This is a genomic window from Luteolibacter yonseiensis (genome assembly GCF_016595465.1).
GTDB classification, from domain to species: Bacteria; Verrucomicrobiota; Verrucomicrobiia; order Verrucomicrobiales; family Akkermansiaceae; genus Luteolibacter; species Luteolibacter yonseiensis.
The window spans coordinates 282,987-298,199 of record NZ_JAENIK010000012.1; the positions used below are offsets into that span (position 1 = coordinate 282,987).

Annotated in this window: 8 protein-coding genes; all 8 read right to left on the reverse strand. The window is 60.4% G+C overall.

Going from position 1 to position 15,213, the window contains the following annotated elements; translation table 11 throughout:
- Positions 1–57: 57 nt before the first annotated feature.
- The 8 genes from JIN84_RS16940 to JIN84_RS16975 all read right to left on the reverse strand — a co-directional run bounded on the left by JIN84_RS16940 (position 58) and on the right by JIN84_RS16975 (position 15,038).
- Positions 58–6,120 (reverse strand): choice-of-anchor D domain-containing protein, encoded by a 6,063-nt coding sequence (locus tag JIN84_RS16940; protein ID WP_200352254.1) that lies wholly within the window; start codon positions 6,118–6,120, stop codon positions 58–60.
- A gap of 127 nt (positions 6,121–6,247) precedes the next feature.
- Positions 6,248–7,129 (reverse strand): DUF58 domain-containing protein, encoded by an 882-nt coding sequence (locus tag JIN84_RS16945; RefSeq protein WP_200352255.1) that lies wholly within the window; start codon positions 7,127–7,129, stop codon positions 6,248–6,250.
- On the reverse strand, positions 7,126–8,586 hold the full coding sequence (locus tag JIN84_RS16950; protein ID WP_200352256.1) for a hypothetical protein: 1,461 nt from the start codon (positions 8,584–8,586) through the stop codon (positions 7,126–7,128). Before JIN84_RS16950 ends, JIN84_RS16945 begins: the two co-directional genes overlap by 4 nt.
- Positions 8,587–8,662: 76 nt before the next feature.
- Positions 8,663–9,664, reverse strand: a complete 1,002-nt coding sequence (locus tag JIN84_RS16955) for an ABC transporter ATP-binding protein (RefSeq protein ID WP_200352257.1) — start codon at positions 9,662–9,664, stop codon at positions 8,663–8,665.
- 45 nt (positions 9,665–9,709) lie between these two features.
- The gene (locus tag JIN84_RS16960; RefSeq protein ID WP_200352258.1) at positions 9,710–11,434 is read right to left on the reverse strand and encodes a hypothetical protein; all 1,725 of its coding nucleotides are present in this window, start codon (positions 11,432–11,434) and stop codon (positions 9,710–9,712) included.
- A 64-nt stretch (positions 11,435–11,498) separates the two neighbouring features.
- Positions 11,499–12,506, reverse strand: coding sequence for an AAA family ATPase (locus JIN84_RS16965; RefSeq protein WP_200352259.1), 1,008 nt, complete (start codon positions 12,504–12,506; stop codon positions 11,499–11,501).
- 101 nt (positions 12,507–12,607) lie between these two features.
- Positions 12,608–13,609, reverse strand: coding sequence for a COX15/CtaA family protein (locus JIN84_RS16970; protein WP_200352260.1), 1,002 nt, complete (start codon positions 13,607–13,609; stop codon positions 12,608–12,610).
- A 154-nt stretch (positions 13,610–13,763) separates the two neighbouring features.
- Complete coding sequence (locus JIN84_RS16975) at positions 13,764–15,038, reverse strand: autotransporter-associated beta strand repeat-containing protein (RefSeq protein WP_200352261.1); 1,275 nt, start codon at positions 15,036–15,038, stop codon at positions 13,764–13,766.
- Positions 15,039–15,213: the final 175 nt, after the last annotated feature.

A 15,213-nucleotide genomic window follows, 5' to 3' on the forward strand; every position in this document is an offset into this window, starting at 1 on the left:
AGATGTCTTGTGGATGACTGCGCCCCGCCGGGAGCATGTGTTGGGAGTCGGACCGGATCATGGCGCGGTGACGGTCAAACGCATGTAGAGTTTCTTCCTGTCCGCCATCGGCACGGAGAAGGTCCGTTGCGGGGTGGTGTTCATGTCAGCCGCAGGGTGCCAGTCCGTCAGGTTTTCACTCCACTGCGCGCCGTAGGTGATGCCTCCGGTCCCGGCGGGCGGGGTGAAGGTGGCGGTGAGGTCTCCTCCCACAAGCAGAGGTTGCGGAAGCTGGTGGGCATCGGGTGCCTTGGGATCGAGACCGAAGGCGTATTCGATGAGATTGGCGAGCCCGTCATGGTCGGAGTCGGCGTTGTCCGCTCCGTTCCCCGTGTTCGCGGGGGAGCCGAACTGGCTCTGCCGCCAGGCCGCGAGGGGAGTGCTGGCGTTTCCGAAAGCTGTCACGGTTTCCACCAGACTCGTGCCGAAGCCCTCCATCCGGCCGCGGGCCCGCAACAAACCGCCGGTGGGAAGGTTCAAGCCCGTGAGCCGCCAATCCGCCGTGGTTCCCACCCGGGTCGCTTTGCCCAAAGGAGTATAGTTTTTACCACCGTCCGTGCTCAGTTCCAACGTGACATGTGAGACTTCCGGCGAACTGCCGCCACGTGTCCACGTTACTTGTGTCGCATCCGGAACTTCCAAGGTTTGTGTCGCGGGAGAGTTGATGATGCGGGCGATGCGCACGCGGGAAACGGGAAATTGCACGGCATTCGGTTGGAATTTGTTGAACCCTCCGCCGAACAACACCTGCCCGTCTGTCTGCTGCGCCACGCAGAACACGTTTCCATCCGCTCCGGGATTGAATCCGGGATCGACGTTTCCGTCGGCTTGAAGTCGTGCGATGAACGAGCGGTTGGTGGAAATATCGGCCCCATTGGGTGTGAGCATGATGAACCCACCGCCGACAAGAATGCCGTGATCTGCCTGCAGCGCCATGCAATAGACTCTTCCGTGGAAGTTGGGATCGAAATCCATGTCCAGCGTGCCATCCGAGTGGAGGCGCGCCATCCCGTTCCGTCTCACCGCCGGGGCCATGGCGGGTGGGAGAAACGTTCCGAAGTCGCCACCCAGCAGGATCTTGCCGTCCGGCTGAACCAACACGCTGTTGACCACGGAATTCACACCGGGATCGAAGTTCTGATCCAAAGTGCCGTCGGCATTCACCCTGGCGATGCGGTTGCGTGTGGTGGCGACAGCCGAGCCGTTCGGTTGGAGTGTGGTGAAGTAGCCACCCAGCAGGACCTTGCCGTCGGATTGGACCACGACACTGGAGACGTAGGCGTTCGCAGTGGGATTGAAAACCGGGTCGACTGTTCCGTCGGGATTGAGCCGTGCGATGCGGTTGCGGACGCCTCCCGTGGAGCCGCTTGAATGGACTGTCGTGAAGTACCCGCCCATGATTATTTTTTCATCTGCCTGTATTGCCAGACTCCGGACGTCAGCGTTCGCGGCAGCATGGAAATCCTGGTCCAGCGTTCCATCCGCATTGAGACGCGCGATGTAGCCGCGGTTGGTGGGATTCGCCGCGCCATTCGGCCGCAGCGTGGTGAACCTGCCTCCCAGAATGATCTTTCCATCGGCTTGAACGGCAAGACAGAAGACATAACCATCGGCACCGGGGTCGAAGCCCCTGTCAAGGGAACCGTCCGCATGGAGCCGTGCGATGCCGTTGCGCGGCACGCTTTGAACCGATGTGAAATTTCCAGCAATGATGATCCTGCCGTCAGGCTGGATCGCCGTGGCATAGATGGAGGTGGTGCCGAAATCGTACAAACTGCCGCCGGGATTGGCGACAAGGGAATCCAGGTCACCAGGGCCCATGGGGCGGCGCGTGACGGTCACGGTGTATGTTTTCACCGTCACTCCATCCTGCGCTGTGACGCGGACCTCGATGGTGTTGGAGCCCACTATGAGGTTCAAATCGTCACTGGATATGCCGGAGGCCACGGTCACGTAGCTTTCCCCATTCACCCGGACCCGGATGCTGGCATTGGTTTCCTTTTGAACGGGCGTCACCGCGATGCTGGTCTGGCCAAACGCGACACTGGTGGAGTATGACAAGGTGTCGGCAGAAAAGACCGGATCAAGCATCCCGACGCTGGGATGCAGCGAAACCAGATCCGCATCGTTAGAAATGAAGCCGGTGCCATGGATGTTGAACTGGAATGAGCCCTCGTCCCCGTCGCCATTGGTGAAGCTCACCACCGCCTCGCGCGGGCCTGTCGCACTCGGATCGAAGAGGATCGTGAACGACGTGCTGTCACCACCCGCGACCGTCGGGGCAGGCTGGTGAAGCACGGTGAAGTCCGCCGCGTCCGCACCACTGATGGTGACATTTCCCACCGCGAGGCCGGCCGCGCCCGTATTGGAAATCATGAATGAAAGGCTGCGGGTGGAACCGATGCCGGAGACCGTGACCGTGCCGAAGTCGGTGTTGTCCGCAGTGGAAGGGACGACGCTGCCGTTGGTGATGGCCACGCTGTTTCCTGAAACGGAGATCTCGGGTTCGGGAGAAACGCCGTAAGTGATGATCGTCTGCATCATGCCGGCGGAGCCGTTTCTCCAACCGCAGGAGGTGCGGCCACGGGCACGGATCAGGCCGCCGGGCAAAGAAAGATCCGTCAGCTGCCAGCCGCCATTGATGCGTGTGCCGGCGCCCAGGAGCGTGTAGCTCGTTCCGTTGTCCGTGGATATTTCAAAGGTGACCTGTTCCACTTCGGGGGACGAACCGCCGCGCATCCACCGGATGCGGGTTGCGTCCGGCACCGTCAGCTGCTGTGTGGCGGGATCGTTGATGATCCGGGCAAAACCTCTGCGTGGAAATCCCTCGACCGAGCCATTTGGGTAGAGCGCGGAAAAACCGCCGCCCAGCAATACCTTGCCATCCGCCTGCTGCGCCACGTTGAGGACGTCCGAATCGGGGTTCGGATCAAAGTCGATGTCCAAGGTGCCATCCGGATTGAGACGTGCGATTTTATTGCGTCTCGTGGCGGACCCGGCATCGTTTGGTTGGAGCCAGGAAAATCCGCCACATATCAGGATCCTTCCATTCACCTCCATGGTCATGCTGGATACGTAATAGTCCGCGTTCGGGTTGAATCCGGTGTCCAGCGTGCCGTCCGCATTCAATCGGGCGATGCGGTTGCGCGTGGTGGCGGTTGCCGCTCCATTCGGTTGGAGGGTGGCGAAATCACCGCCGAGCAATATTTTTCCATCCGGCTGCACCAGCATGCAGAGGATCCTCGAGTTGGCATTGGGATCAAACGTTGTGTCCAGACTGCCGTCCTCATTGACCCGAGCGATGTTGTTTCGGGATATGGCGGAGGCGGCTCCATTGGGCTGGATGGTGGTGAAGTAACCGCCCAGCAGCACCTTTCCATCAGGCTGCCGTACGACGCTGCAGACGGAGTCGTTCACATTCGGATCGAAACCGGCATCCAGCGTGCCGTCCGCATTCAACTGTGCGATGCGGTTGCGCACGGTGCCGGTGGCCGCTCCGTTCGGTTGCAGCGTGGTGAAGTCGCCGCCGATCAACAACCTGCCATCCGGCCGCAAGACCATGCAATGCACGGATTCGTTCGGATTGGGATCGAAGCCGGCATCCACGGAGCCATCGGCATTAAGCCTGGCCAGGCGATTGCGGGCGGTAGAGGCGGTCGCCCCCTCCGGTTTGAGCGAGGTGAACCAACCGCAGATGAGGATCTTGCCGTCCGGTTGCAAGGCCACACCGCGGACAACATTGTCGGCGGTGGGATTGAAGCTGGTATCCACCGTGCCATCCACGTTCAGCCGGGCGATGTGTCCGCGCGGTATGCCGGCCACGCTTTCAAAGTCGCCGGCGAGGATGATCTTTCCATCCGGTTGCGTCACGGTTGTTATAACGACGCCGCTGTCCGCCATCAACGGATCAAGGCTGCCCTGCACGGCACCGGTGCGGAAGACCGTCACGTTGTAGGTCTTGACCGTCCTGCCGTTTTGCGCGGTCACTCTGATGACGATTTCGTTCAGGCCGGCTTTGAGCGGCAGAGGATCACTGGGGCTGCCGGAAGATGCCGGAATGAAGTCTCCGCCATGGATTTGGACGGCGATGCCGGCGTTGATCTCGGCTTTGACCGGTGTGACCGACAGGTTCTTGATTTCATAAGGAAGATTGGTGCTGTAGGTTGTGACCGCCGGATCGAAGGCCGGTGTCAGCACGCCGGCACTGAGACCCAGGGCGGAGAGATTCGCATTGGTGGCGGCGGTGGCAGTGCCCTGGAGGTTGATGATGAAAGGGCTTTTATCCGTGTCGTTGCTTACTAGATTCACCACCGCGCTGCGAACTCCCATGACGGTGGGGGAGAATGCGACGGTGAATGTGGTTGTCGCTCCCGGTGCCAGCGTGGCCTGCGGCATGCCGGGCGTGAAATCCCCGGGATTGGTTCCTGTCACGGACAACGCCAGTCCCGTGAGTGGTGCGAGTCCGGTATTCCTGATGGTGAAAGTCTGCGCGACGCTGGTAATGCCGACGGCGGTGGATGGGAACTGAGGGGCGGTAGCGCCGCTCGCCCTCTCATCCGCATAAGCGGTACTGCCGCCGGTGAAAACGGCGATTTTCGGAAGGGCCGGAGGATTGTTGAAACTTGCCACGGAGGAGATGATCCCGCCCGTGCTGCCGTTCCCATCGCTCGTAACCCCGAGCGCGCGGATCATGCCGGCGGCTGGCAGCGCAAGGTCATAGAGACGCCAGCCTCCCGATGCTCCCAGAAATGCTCCCGCTCCGAGAAAGGTCCAGGTATCTCCACCGTCGGTGCTCAACTGGAAGCCGACCCTGACGAATTCCGGCGCGCTGCCGCCGGATGTCAGTAAAACCTGGTTACCCGTGGGCACGGTCAAAGTCCGCGTGGCCGGATCGTTTTGAAGTCTGGCAAAGCGGGCCTGGGGAACCGGAGCGCCGCTTCCGTTCGGCTGGAGTGTGGTGAAGCTTCCGCCTAAAAGAATTCCTCCATCCGCTTGCAAGGCGACACAGTTGACATGGTTGTCGGCTTTGGGATCGAACCCCATGTCCAGCGTGCCGTTCGGTTCGAGGCGGGCGATGTAATTGCGTGGGATGGCCGTGGCCGAACCGACGGGCTTGAGCGTGGTGAAGTGGCCCGCGATCAGGATTCTCCCGTCCGCCTGCAACGCCATGCTGTAGACCCTGTTGTTGGCATTGGGATTGAAACCGGTGTCCACCGTTCCATTGGCATTCAGGCGTGCGATGCCTGAGCGGACATTATTGGCAATCACATTGAATTCCCCTCCTACCAGAATTTTTCCATCCGCCTGAACCGCGATGCTGTTGACGGCAGCGCTCGCATTGGGATTGAAGGTGGCATCGATGGTACCATTGGCATTCAACCGCGCGATGTTGCCGCGGCCGGCACCGGCCACGGAACTGAAGCTGCCCACGACGAGGATTTTTCCGTCCGCCTGTATCGCCAGACTGTAAGCGCCGCCATTGCCATATATCGGAGCATTGAATGCGGTGTCGAGAGTGCCGTCCGCGTTCAACCGTGCGATCCGGTTGCGGTCACTTACGGATGTGGCTCCGTTTGGCTGGAGCGAGGTGAACCGTCCGACGATCACGATCTTGCCGTCCGTTTGCTCGGCCATGCTCAGGACCTCGGCATTCGCATTGGGGTTGAAACCGGTATCCAGCGTGCCGTCGGGATTGAGACGGGCAATGCGGTTCCGGGTGACGCTTGGGACACCGGCATCCGGCTGCAGACTGGTGAAGAAGCCTCCAATGATGATCTTTCCGTCCGCCTGGACCACGATGCTTTCTACGGTGCTGTTCGCATTCGGATTGAAGCCGTTGTCCAACGTTCCGTCAGGATTGATCCTGGCGATGCGGTTTCTAGTCACCCCCTGCGCGGAGGTGAATGAACCACCGACAAGTATCTTTCCATCCGGCTGCAGCACCGTGGTCAATATCGTGCCGTTGATGCTCACATCGGGGTGGTCGAGATCTCCTGCCGCAGCGTGGAGATTTTGGAAGGAAATGCTTAACAAAAAGGTGATGAGCAGGCTGAGCGTTGTCAGCAGTCGGTGAGTTGTCATATCAGGGGTATGAAAGGGATGTTGTATGGCGGGAGGTCGTCGATGCCGTTTGGCTCTGTCCATGGAGGCACGAACGGTTCGTGCCATGAAATTGGAATCTGCCTGGATTATTCCATGATCTAACACCTCATCTGGCGGCCTCCAGCGCTCCGGCGGGCACGGCCTCGCGGAAGAGCGCGGTGGCGAGGTCTTCCTCCACCGGGATGCGGGCGAAGGCGGTCTGGTGGTGGCGGGCCTGCTGTTTCCATGCTGCGAAATGGTTCACATAGGCTTCCTGATAACGGCGCAGGGTGGCGGGTTCGATGCGGTGCGGGTGATGGGACTTTCTCTCGGTGTCGATGAATTCGTAGTTTCCGGACCAGACCGGGCGTGCTTCGGATTCGAGGAAGGGGGAAAAGATGACGACGGATCCATGACGTTGCCCGAGGTGGCGGAGCAACGGATCCGGATCGGCGGGGAAAAGCAGGTCGGACAGGAATACGCGGATCGCATTCGCACGCAGCGGCAGCCTTGAGAGATCGGGCGCGGCGGCGGGGGCGCCGGCGGGGAGGGCTCGTGCCGTTTCCAGCCATTGGTGGGAGCGCAGGGTGGATGGATCGAGCGTCCGGGTGATGTCGCCCCGGACGGCGTGAAGCGCGAGGGATGCCCCCGCCGCCTGGGAGCTTTCCGCGACCAGATAAAAAATCTCGGCGACGCGGCGCGCCTTCGTTTCATCGAAGAACATGGACTCGGAAGCATCAAGGATGAGATCCACCACGGGTCTCACCTCCTCACGGAAGAGTTTCATGGTGTAGCTGCCGGTGCGCGCGTATGCCTGCCAGTTGATGTGCCGCGGATCGTCGCCGGGCGAATAGGCCCGGTGGTCCTGGAAGTCCATCGACGATCCCGTGCCACCGCCCGTGAATTCACCCGACTGGCATTTCCACACCCGCGAGCGCAATGGCAGGCGCAGGCGTCCGGCGGCGGCGAGCGCGGTGGAATGACAGGACTGGAGGGTTGTCAGATTCATGGCGAGGGAGGCGGTGTCCGTTGCTTCGCGATCTCCTCCCTGGCATCCCGGAAAACGTCCCGGTAGCGGCGGAAGGCGACGACTCCCGTGACCAGCAGGAGGGCGAGAAGCACGGCATCAACAATGACAACGGCGTCCAGCAACTGGCTTTTCGCGAACTGGCTTTCGGCAAGCATGGGCATGAAAACCAGCGGATTCCAGATGAAGTACCATAGATACTTTTCGCTGTGGTTGGTGTTGGTGATGATCATCAGTCCGATCGACATGATGCCCGACAGGAGCAGGAAGATGATGAAGTTGTTGAAACGTTTGGTTTCCTGTCTGCTGAAGTTCGAGGCGAGCAGGGCAGGAAGCAAAATAGCGCCCAGGATGGAGAGGGAGACGATGTGGGCCTCGATAGGGTAGAATGATCCGGGATTCGCCCTCGTGGCGACAACCATCCCGCACACGCTGATCGCGAGAAGCAGCGCCGTGTAGAAAATTCCGGTGGGCCATCCCGGCAGCAGGAATATGCTGGCAATCTGTCCGGGCAGTCCCCGTCTGAGAAACGGAGCGCATACGGGTGGGAGCAGCGTGGATTTTTCCGTCAGTGCGGTGACGACGGCGGGAGCGAGGATGATTCCGAAGATGACGGGCATGGCCATCGGACTGACGTCATCATGGCTGCCGACAGCCACGGCGGCAAGCGCCAGTACGAGAGCGACGAGACGCCGCACCGTTGAATGGTTTTCGGCGATGGGTGCGATGACCGAGGTGCCGTATGAAAGCGCGCACCAGCTGATGTAGGAGATGAACACGATATATCCCAGGATGGCGGCCCGGCTCGGCCAGTCGGACAGCGTGCAGAAGTTCACGAACTCGCTGAAGCCGCCGCCCCTGAAGAACAGGCCCGTGACGGCCTGGATCATGAAAATGAATCCGATGACCGGCAGCACGCGGAGCAACTTGGCCGAGTTCCCCGACAGTCCGACCGTCACCGCGCTGAGGGCCATGGATGTCAGGAAAATCAGCAGGAGAAAGACCATCTCACCCAACAACACCATGCCCCCGTAGAAATAACGCAGGATCAGGTAGGGGATGATGGTGATCAGGATCAAAGCGGACTGGCTGACGAGGGCGATCCATTTTCCCAAGACGATGCGTGACGCGCTCAGGCGGGTGAGCACCATCATTTCGATCGTGTTGCCGGAAATTTCGCCGGAGAGGGCGGTGTTTCCCCGCATGGGTTGGATGAAAAGGGTCGCGAAGACGAACATCGTGAAGATCACGCCGGAGACGATGGACCCGGCGTCCTCCGAGCCGGCGAGGGATCCGGCGATGAGCAGGATGAAGGCGAGCAACAGTTGGAAGGTGAGAAACAGCATCGTGAAGCTGCGGGCGCGCATTCCCTGGCGCAGCTCCTTCACCAGCATGGGCGACAGCCGGTCGGAAAAATCAGTCAGGTGGGAGACGGGCATGGAAGGAAGTCGGGTGTTGGAAGTTGGAAATTGGGGAAATTGTTCGATGAGGTTCGGAGCTCGTTGCGATGGAAACTCACGCCTTGTCTTCCCTGCCTTCGACCACCGGCAGCGGTGGCGGGGCGACCGCCGGTTGGCCCGCGTCGAGGCGGCCCAGGATATCGATGAAGGCGTCCTCGAGGTTCCGTTGTTCACGGTGGAACTCGGTGATCCGAAGGCCGTCCTTGACCATGCGGGCAAGCACGTCGGCAGCCTTCGCGGGATCTTCGGTATCGATGCGGATGCGTCCTCCCAGTTTGCGGGCTTCGAGGAATTCCACATTCTGCTGGAGCACGCACCAGTCGGAAATGGCGTCCGGCCTGCCATCCACCTGTACGTCATAGAGCACTCCGCCCATGACGTCCGATCCCTGGCGCAGCGTTTCAGCGTCTCCGTGGTGGACGATGCGGCCGTTGTTGATGAACAGCAGGGAATCGCACATCTCGCCCAGTTCCGAAAGGATGTGGGAGGAGATGAAGATTGTCTTCCCCTCCTTGGCCAGGACGCGGATGAGATGCTTCAGCTCGATGCGGGCCTTCGGATCCAGTCCGGCCGCGGGCTCGTCCATGATGAGCACCTGAGGGTCGTGCAGCAGGGCGCGGCCCAGGCCGAGACGCTGGGTCATGCCTTTCGACAGCTTGTTGGAGAAGCGGTCCGCGAGAGGAACGAGGTCGGTGAAATCCATCACCTCCTGGATGCGTTGGCGGCGTTCCTTTCCCTTGTAGCCGAGGGCGCGGGCGTAGAAGTCCAGATACTCGAGCACGGTCATGTGTTCGTAGTTCCCGAAGTGGTCCGGCATCCAGCCGATGAGTCTCCTCACTTCCGACGGATGGTGGACCACATTGATGCCGCATACCTCGGCGGTTCCGAGGGTGGGATAGTCCAGGGTCGCGAGGATGCGCATGGTCGTGGTTTTTCCGGCGCCATTGGCTCCGACGAAGCCACATACCGAGCCGTGTGGAATCTCGAACGTGACGCCGTTGACGGCCTGGAGATTGCCGAAGTAGCGATAGAGATTGTTGATCTTGAGAGCGGACATTGAGAGAGGTTTCTGGTTTTCCGTGTTCGTATTCCGGTACGGATGTCAGGGGACGACAACCGGTCCCGTGATGACGGAACGGGTTTCGGTCCAGCGGATGCCCGGATTCGTGGCGATGCCCGGGGCCTGCGAGGTGATGGCTACGAAATGGCCGGGACGGTTTTTCGCAAGTTCGAGGAACTGGTTGTTCCGGTGGGAGAACGCGTTCGCCTCTTTGGTAAGAGCCGGAAGGACCATGGTTTCGTCCACGGGCGTCATGGTGAACCGCTTGCCGGTGGTGATGTTTTCCGCCCGGTGCCATTGTTTGCCGGCATCCATGAAATAGAGGGTCTCGAGGGGGAAATCGAACGTTGAGAGGTAGCTGCCGGGGCTGCCGGCCGTTTCGATGCGGCCGCGGGTGGATACGACAGCGGACAGGGTGTGTCCGTGCTCGGAGCGGCTTTGGAACCAATCGCCGGACGCGAGAATCTTTCCGTCGGCAGGCTGGAGATTGAGGTTTCCCTTCGCTCCCGGGCCATCCGTGAAGCGGGCCCAGCGGCTGCCGGCGATCGCGACCGGCTGGATCGCCACAGGGGTTTCCAGTGTGAAACGGGAACCCGTCATCACACCCGTCCGGCAGAACTGCTCCTGATGGACATAGGCGGCGTTCAGGTCTCCGTCCGGACGCACTTCCATCAGCACCCGGCGCATGCCACGGCCGCCGAAACCGTCTTGGGCGATGATGAGGATGATGAGGACCAGGCTGGCTCCCAATGAAATGAGAGGGGTGGTGATGAAGAGCCTGTGACGTTGGCCCGACTTGGCGAAGACAAACAGGTTCACCGGGCCGACGAGGATGCCGAAGATCACCAACACAACGATGAAGAGTCCGTAGCGGAAAGCCTGCGAACCGAAATGAATCTGCAGCGGCCATGAACCGCGGAAATCGTTGCGCAGCGAGGTCTGCCGCGGCTTCACGAGGTTGTCTGTGACATGCTCGATGACCTCGGTCTCGTCGAGCTTCGGAAATCCGGAGGAGACGGTTTCCAGCAGGAGGGAACCGTAGCCTGTTTCAGCAGGTAGTCCGAGCGATGCCCGTACGACAGGTGAATTTGAATAGACGATGAGCTGTCCCCCCAGACGGACCCATGCGAGAATGGCGTTTTTGGCGCCCGGCGGAACCTTCGTCCAATCCCCATCGGTCATGATGACGCTGTCGTAGCCCGAAAAGGCGAGCCAGTCATCGGGCAGTTGCTTGGGATCGAACTTCGATGAGAACTCGCTGCTCCCGCGATGCGACGAGCCGATCTTTTTCAGGATCTCCGCATCAAGCGCGGATGCGTTCGGAGTGAAAAGCGCCTCGCTCAGCAGGACGGCGGGCTGGTCGGGGCCGAGTTCCGCATAAATCGAGTTTTCGGCATCGCCCAGAGAGCCGCTCATCCGCACCTCGATCTGATTGTTGGCGTAATAGCCATTCGGTGGGCTCAACGGTACCACAATGTCGCGGACGACGGTTTTCCCGGCCCCCGCGCTGAAGTCGAACGAGGACTTCGTCTGCAGCCGGTCATCATAGTTCTGGCTGCTGGTGAAATCCAGCCGGATCGAACGGTCCGATTTCAGATTGTTGGCAATCTTCACCCGCACGGGGAAATAACCGCCTGGAGAGGGCTTGGTGAAGAGGGCCAGCACTTCGACATGGGTGTCCGTGCCGGTGTCGAACACCTCGCGGATCATCGTGTCTTGTGCGGAAGCTTGGAATGCGAGAGCGAGGAACAGGAGAAATCTGAGCATGATCGTCTGGATGGGTGGCGATGGAGCAGGGTGGGGGAGGTGCGGCCTTTTCGTGAAAAAAGACTCAGGCGGACCGCAGGTTTTTCGGAGTCGCCGCCGCTTGGAACGGAACTTCCTCCAACAGGGCGCGCACGATGTCATTGGTCGTGTGGCCTTCCACCCGCGCGTTGTAATCGAGCACGATACGGTGTCGCAGCACGGCGGTGGCGATGGCTTTCACGTCTTCGAAGCTCGCGTTCGTCCGCTCCTGCATCAGGGCGCGGGCCTTGGCTCCGGACGCGAGCGCGAGCGCCGCCCGCGGGCTCGCCCCATAGCGGATGCCGCGCGAGGCGGACGATTGTCCGGGATGGCTGGCGTCCACGAGGCGGGCGATGTAGTTCGCCACCACGTCGGGCAGATAGATTTTTCTAACAAGCTCCAGCAGGTGGACAAGCGTCTCCTCGGTCATCACCGGATCCACATGCGGATCCGTGCCGAGCTCCCGCTGGGAGACGATCCGTTGAAGGGTTGCCACATCATTGCGGGTGACCTCCAGTTTGAAGAGGAAGCGGTCGAGCTGCGCCTCGGGCAATGGATAGGTGCCTTCCAGTTCGATCGGGTTCTGGGTGGCCAGCACGAAAAACGGCTTTGGCAGGTCATGGGTTTTTCCCAAGACCGTCACCCGCCGTTCCTGCATGGCCTCCAACAAGGCTGACTGGGTTTTCGGCGAGGCGCGGTTGATCTCATCCGCAAGCACGATGTTGGTGAACAGCGGTCCCGGTTGGAATACGAACTCGCGCCGCCCATCGACTTCCTGGAGCACCGGATTTCCGGTGATGTCGCCGGGCAGGAGATCTGGGGTGAACTGTACCCGCTTCGTGCCGAGCCTGAGCAGCTTGGACAGTCCCTTGACCAGCTCCGTCTTGCCAAGTCCCGGCAAGCCTTCCAGCAGGATGTGCCCCCGTGCCAGCACGCCGGTGATCACGAGATCGACCAATTCCTCCTGGCCGAAGAGGATCTGGTTCAGCCCGCTGGACAGCGAGCGCAGGTGTTTGGCTGCATCGGCGACTTCCGTTTCGGTGGCATTTTCCATGGATTGATGGCAACGCTAGCGCAGACGCGGCGTTTGGGAATCCCCAAGGTGTGAAATTTTGATGAAGGCCGGCGGATGCGTTCGCGGGAGACCGCCAACACTCACGGGATCCGGTGGTGGCCGGCACTCAAGCCGAATCTCCAAAGCCACACGAAGGTAAGCAGAATGGCGGAGAGTCCCACGTGAAGCACCTGAACCCACGAATAGATGTGGACCTGCGCCATCACCAGTCCCAGCACCATCTGGGCGATCACAATCCCCAGCACCGTGCGCTCCACCTTGCCCGCCCCACCGACCCGGTGGCGCTTCGCCAGCGCCCACGCCCAGAGGGTGGCGACAAGCACCACCCAGGAGAAGCTGCGGTGAAACAGATAAACCCACGAATGCTCCAATTCGGCGATCCAACTCGATCGCGGGGCGTTCGAGTGGGATTTCGCCAGCTCGTCCGTCATTTCGCGGATCTGGGAACCGAGGATTCCTTCCGTCAGGATCACTGCCAGCAGCACTGTCACGGCGATCCTGGATTTCCCCAGGGCATCCGTATTCATCCCGATCCGCCATGGATCATCCGTTCCCCTCCACGCACAGTAGCAGAGGGTTCCCAGCAGGCTCATGGCCAGGGCGAGATGCGCGGTCAGAACTCCTGGCGCGAGGCCGCTGTAGACGACCCGCGCACCCATCCAGGCGTTGATCAGCACCACCGCCAGCGAAGTGAAGGCCATCCAGAAAACCAGCGGCCTCTTCTGCCTTTGCCAGAACGCGGCGATGAATGTCGCGAGCGAGAAAAACCCTACCGGCATGCTTGACATCCGGTTGATGAACTCGGTCCACACATGCCGTGGGTTGAATTCCTGTCGCAGTGACTCCACCGAAATACTGTCCGGATCCCGCCCCATGTTGGCGGCCTTCTTCTTGAACCGTTCGATCGGCAGTTTGGAGAAATCCACGTCCTCCACCTTGGTCGGAGGAATGAGGCAGCCCCAGCAGGTCGGCCAGTCCGGACAGCCCATGCCAGCCCCCGTGACCCTCACAATCGCCCCGACGAACATCAGCACCAGAACGGAAACCAAGGCTCCTGTGGCCAGTTTTTGAAACCGAGTCATCCCCATGCGCGGACCATGCTAGGCTGATGTGGTTTTTCCAGTGAAATCTCCATCATCGGTCTGTTTGAGAAAGGTGGCGGATCGCCTCAAATAAAAAATCGCCAAGGGGCGGAAGCTCCCTTGGCGATGAAGAAGAGACGCGGGGCGTCAGGAATTATGCGGTGCGGCGGCGGCGCAGGATTCCGGCGACGAGCAACAGGCCGGCGAGGGCACCGGTAGGCTCTGGAACCGGTGAATACACAGGGTTCCAGGAGAGCGAGTTGCCGCTGAAGCTGAAGGAACCTTGGCCGTTGGTGTTGATCGCAGCCAATCCGCCACCGAAGATGCTGGTCCAGTCGGCGATCGCGCCATTCGCACCCATGAAGATGTCATTCCATGACCTTGCGGTGTCCCAGAAGGTGTCTTCGAACGAACCGCTTCCGATGTCGACCTTGAAGAGCGAGTCCGCGGAACCTGCGAGGGTTCCGGTCACATTCACGGCATCGTAACCGACGCCGCGGGTTTGGGTCAGGGCGGTGTCGAGAGTCCAGGAGAAGATCGAGCCGCTGCCGTAGGTGAGATTCGTTGTGGCCGCTCCCGCCTTGTCGAAGGTTTGAAGGCCGACAGTGCCGATTCCACCTGCCGAATGGGTCGCTCCGTTGGAGAGAGTGGTGTTTCCGCCGACGGTGCCGTTCCCGACGAGGGCCGTGCCCGCACCGCTGACCTTGACGATGCCGGTGGCGGCGCTGGAGTCACCGTTCACGGCGAGGGTGCCACCAGTGACGTTTGTAACGCCGACATAGGTGTTGTTCCCATTCAGCGTCAATGTGCCGGTGCCGGTTTTGGTAAGACCATTCGAGTGATCGTTCGGGGTGGTCACGTTGTTCGCCTGGGACTGGGAAACGACACCTTGGACGGTGGTGTTACCCGAACCATTGACCGTGAGCATGCTGTGGTTGCCGATCGCCAGATTGTTCTGGACGTTGAGGCCGTTGGAAGAATTGTTCGTCCAGGTGTTCGCCTCGCTGTTGAGCTTGAGGTTGAGCTGCTGGCCGTTGACCGTGGAACCGATGTTGACCGCACCAGCGCCGGAATTGACGGTGATGCTCTTGTAAAGCCTCATCTCATTGCTTGAGGATCCGCCGATGATGGAGGTGGAAGCCGCAGTGTTGAACTCCATGCCATCGAACGTGCTCCAAGATGGAAGATCAAAAGTGATGGTCTGTGAAGTGGCGGTGGAACCTGGAGCATTGAAGGCAACCACTCCGTAGTTCCCCGGGTTGTATGCGGTGTTCTGCCATTGGGTCAGGTCCGCCCAATTTGCATTGTTGTTCCAGTTGCCATTGCCACCGCGCCAGTAGAAGGAAGGTGCTGCGATGGCGGAGGAAATGCCGCCGACGGCGATGAGTCCGAGCGCGGCGGTGAGAATTGAGTTGTGTGGGATGCGCATGATTTTAGGGGGTGGGGGTTGGGAGACACAGCAAATTTGCCCTGAAGTCGTCGTAACTCAATCAAAATCGGCCATATAACGTCATTGCGTAACGGTGCGGCAGATACGGGATTTCATGATTCCGGCGATGATTTCGATGGCGATGGAGGCCTGCAAACCTTGTCAGACAGTTTGA

What these genes read in the sequence shown, in the direction of transcription:
- JIN84_RS16940 (WP_200352254.1), bottom strand. Translation starts at nt 6,120, where the DNA reads ATGACAACTCACCGACTGCTGACAACGCTCAGCCTGCTCATCACCTTT.
- JIN84_RS16945 (WP_200352255.1), bottom strand. Translation starts at nt 7,129, where the DNA reads ATGAATCTGACAACCCTCCAGTCCTGTCATTCCACCGCGCTCGCCGCC.
- JIN84_RS16950 (WP_200352256.1), bottom strand. Translation starts at nt 8,586, where the DNA reads ATGCCCGTCTCCCACCTGACTGATTTTTCCGACCGGCTGTCGCCCATG.
- JIN84_RS16955 (WP_200352257.1), bottom strand. Translation starts at nt 9,664, where the DNA reads ATGTCCGCTCTCAAGATCAACAATCTCTATCGCTACTTCGGCAATCTC.
- JIN84_RS16960 (WP_200352258.1), bottom strand. Translation starts at nt 11,434, where the DNA reads ATGCTCAGATTTCTCCTGTTCCTCGCTCTCGCATTCCAAGCTTCCGCA.
- JIN84_RS16965 (WP_200352259.1), bottom strand. Translation starts at nt 12,506, where the DNA reads ATGGAAAATGCCACCGAAACGGAAGTCGCCGATGCAGCCAAACACCTG.
- JIN84_RS16970 (WP_200352260.1), bottom strand. Translation starts at nt 13,609, where the DNA reads ATGACTCGGTTTCAAAAACTGGCCACAGGAGCCTTGGTTTCCGTTCTG.
- JIN84_RS16975 (WP_200352261.1), bottom strand. Translation starts at nt 15,038, where the DNA reads ATGCGCATCCCACACAACTCAATTCTCACCGCCGCGCTCGGACTCATC.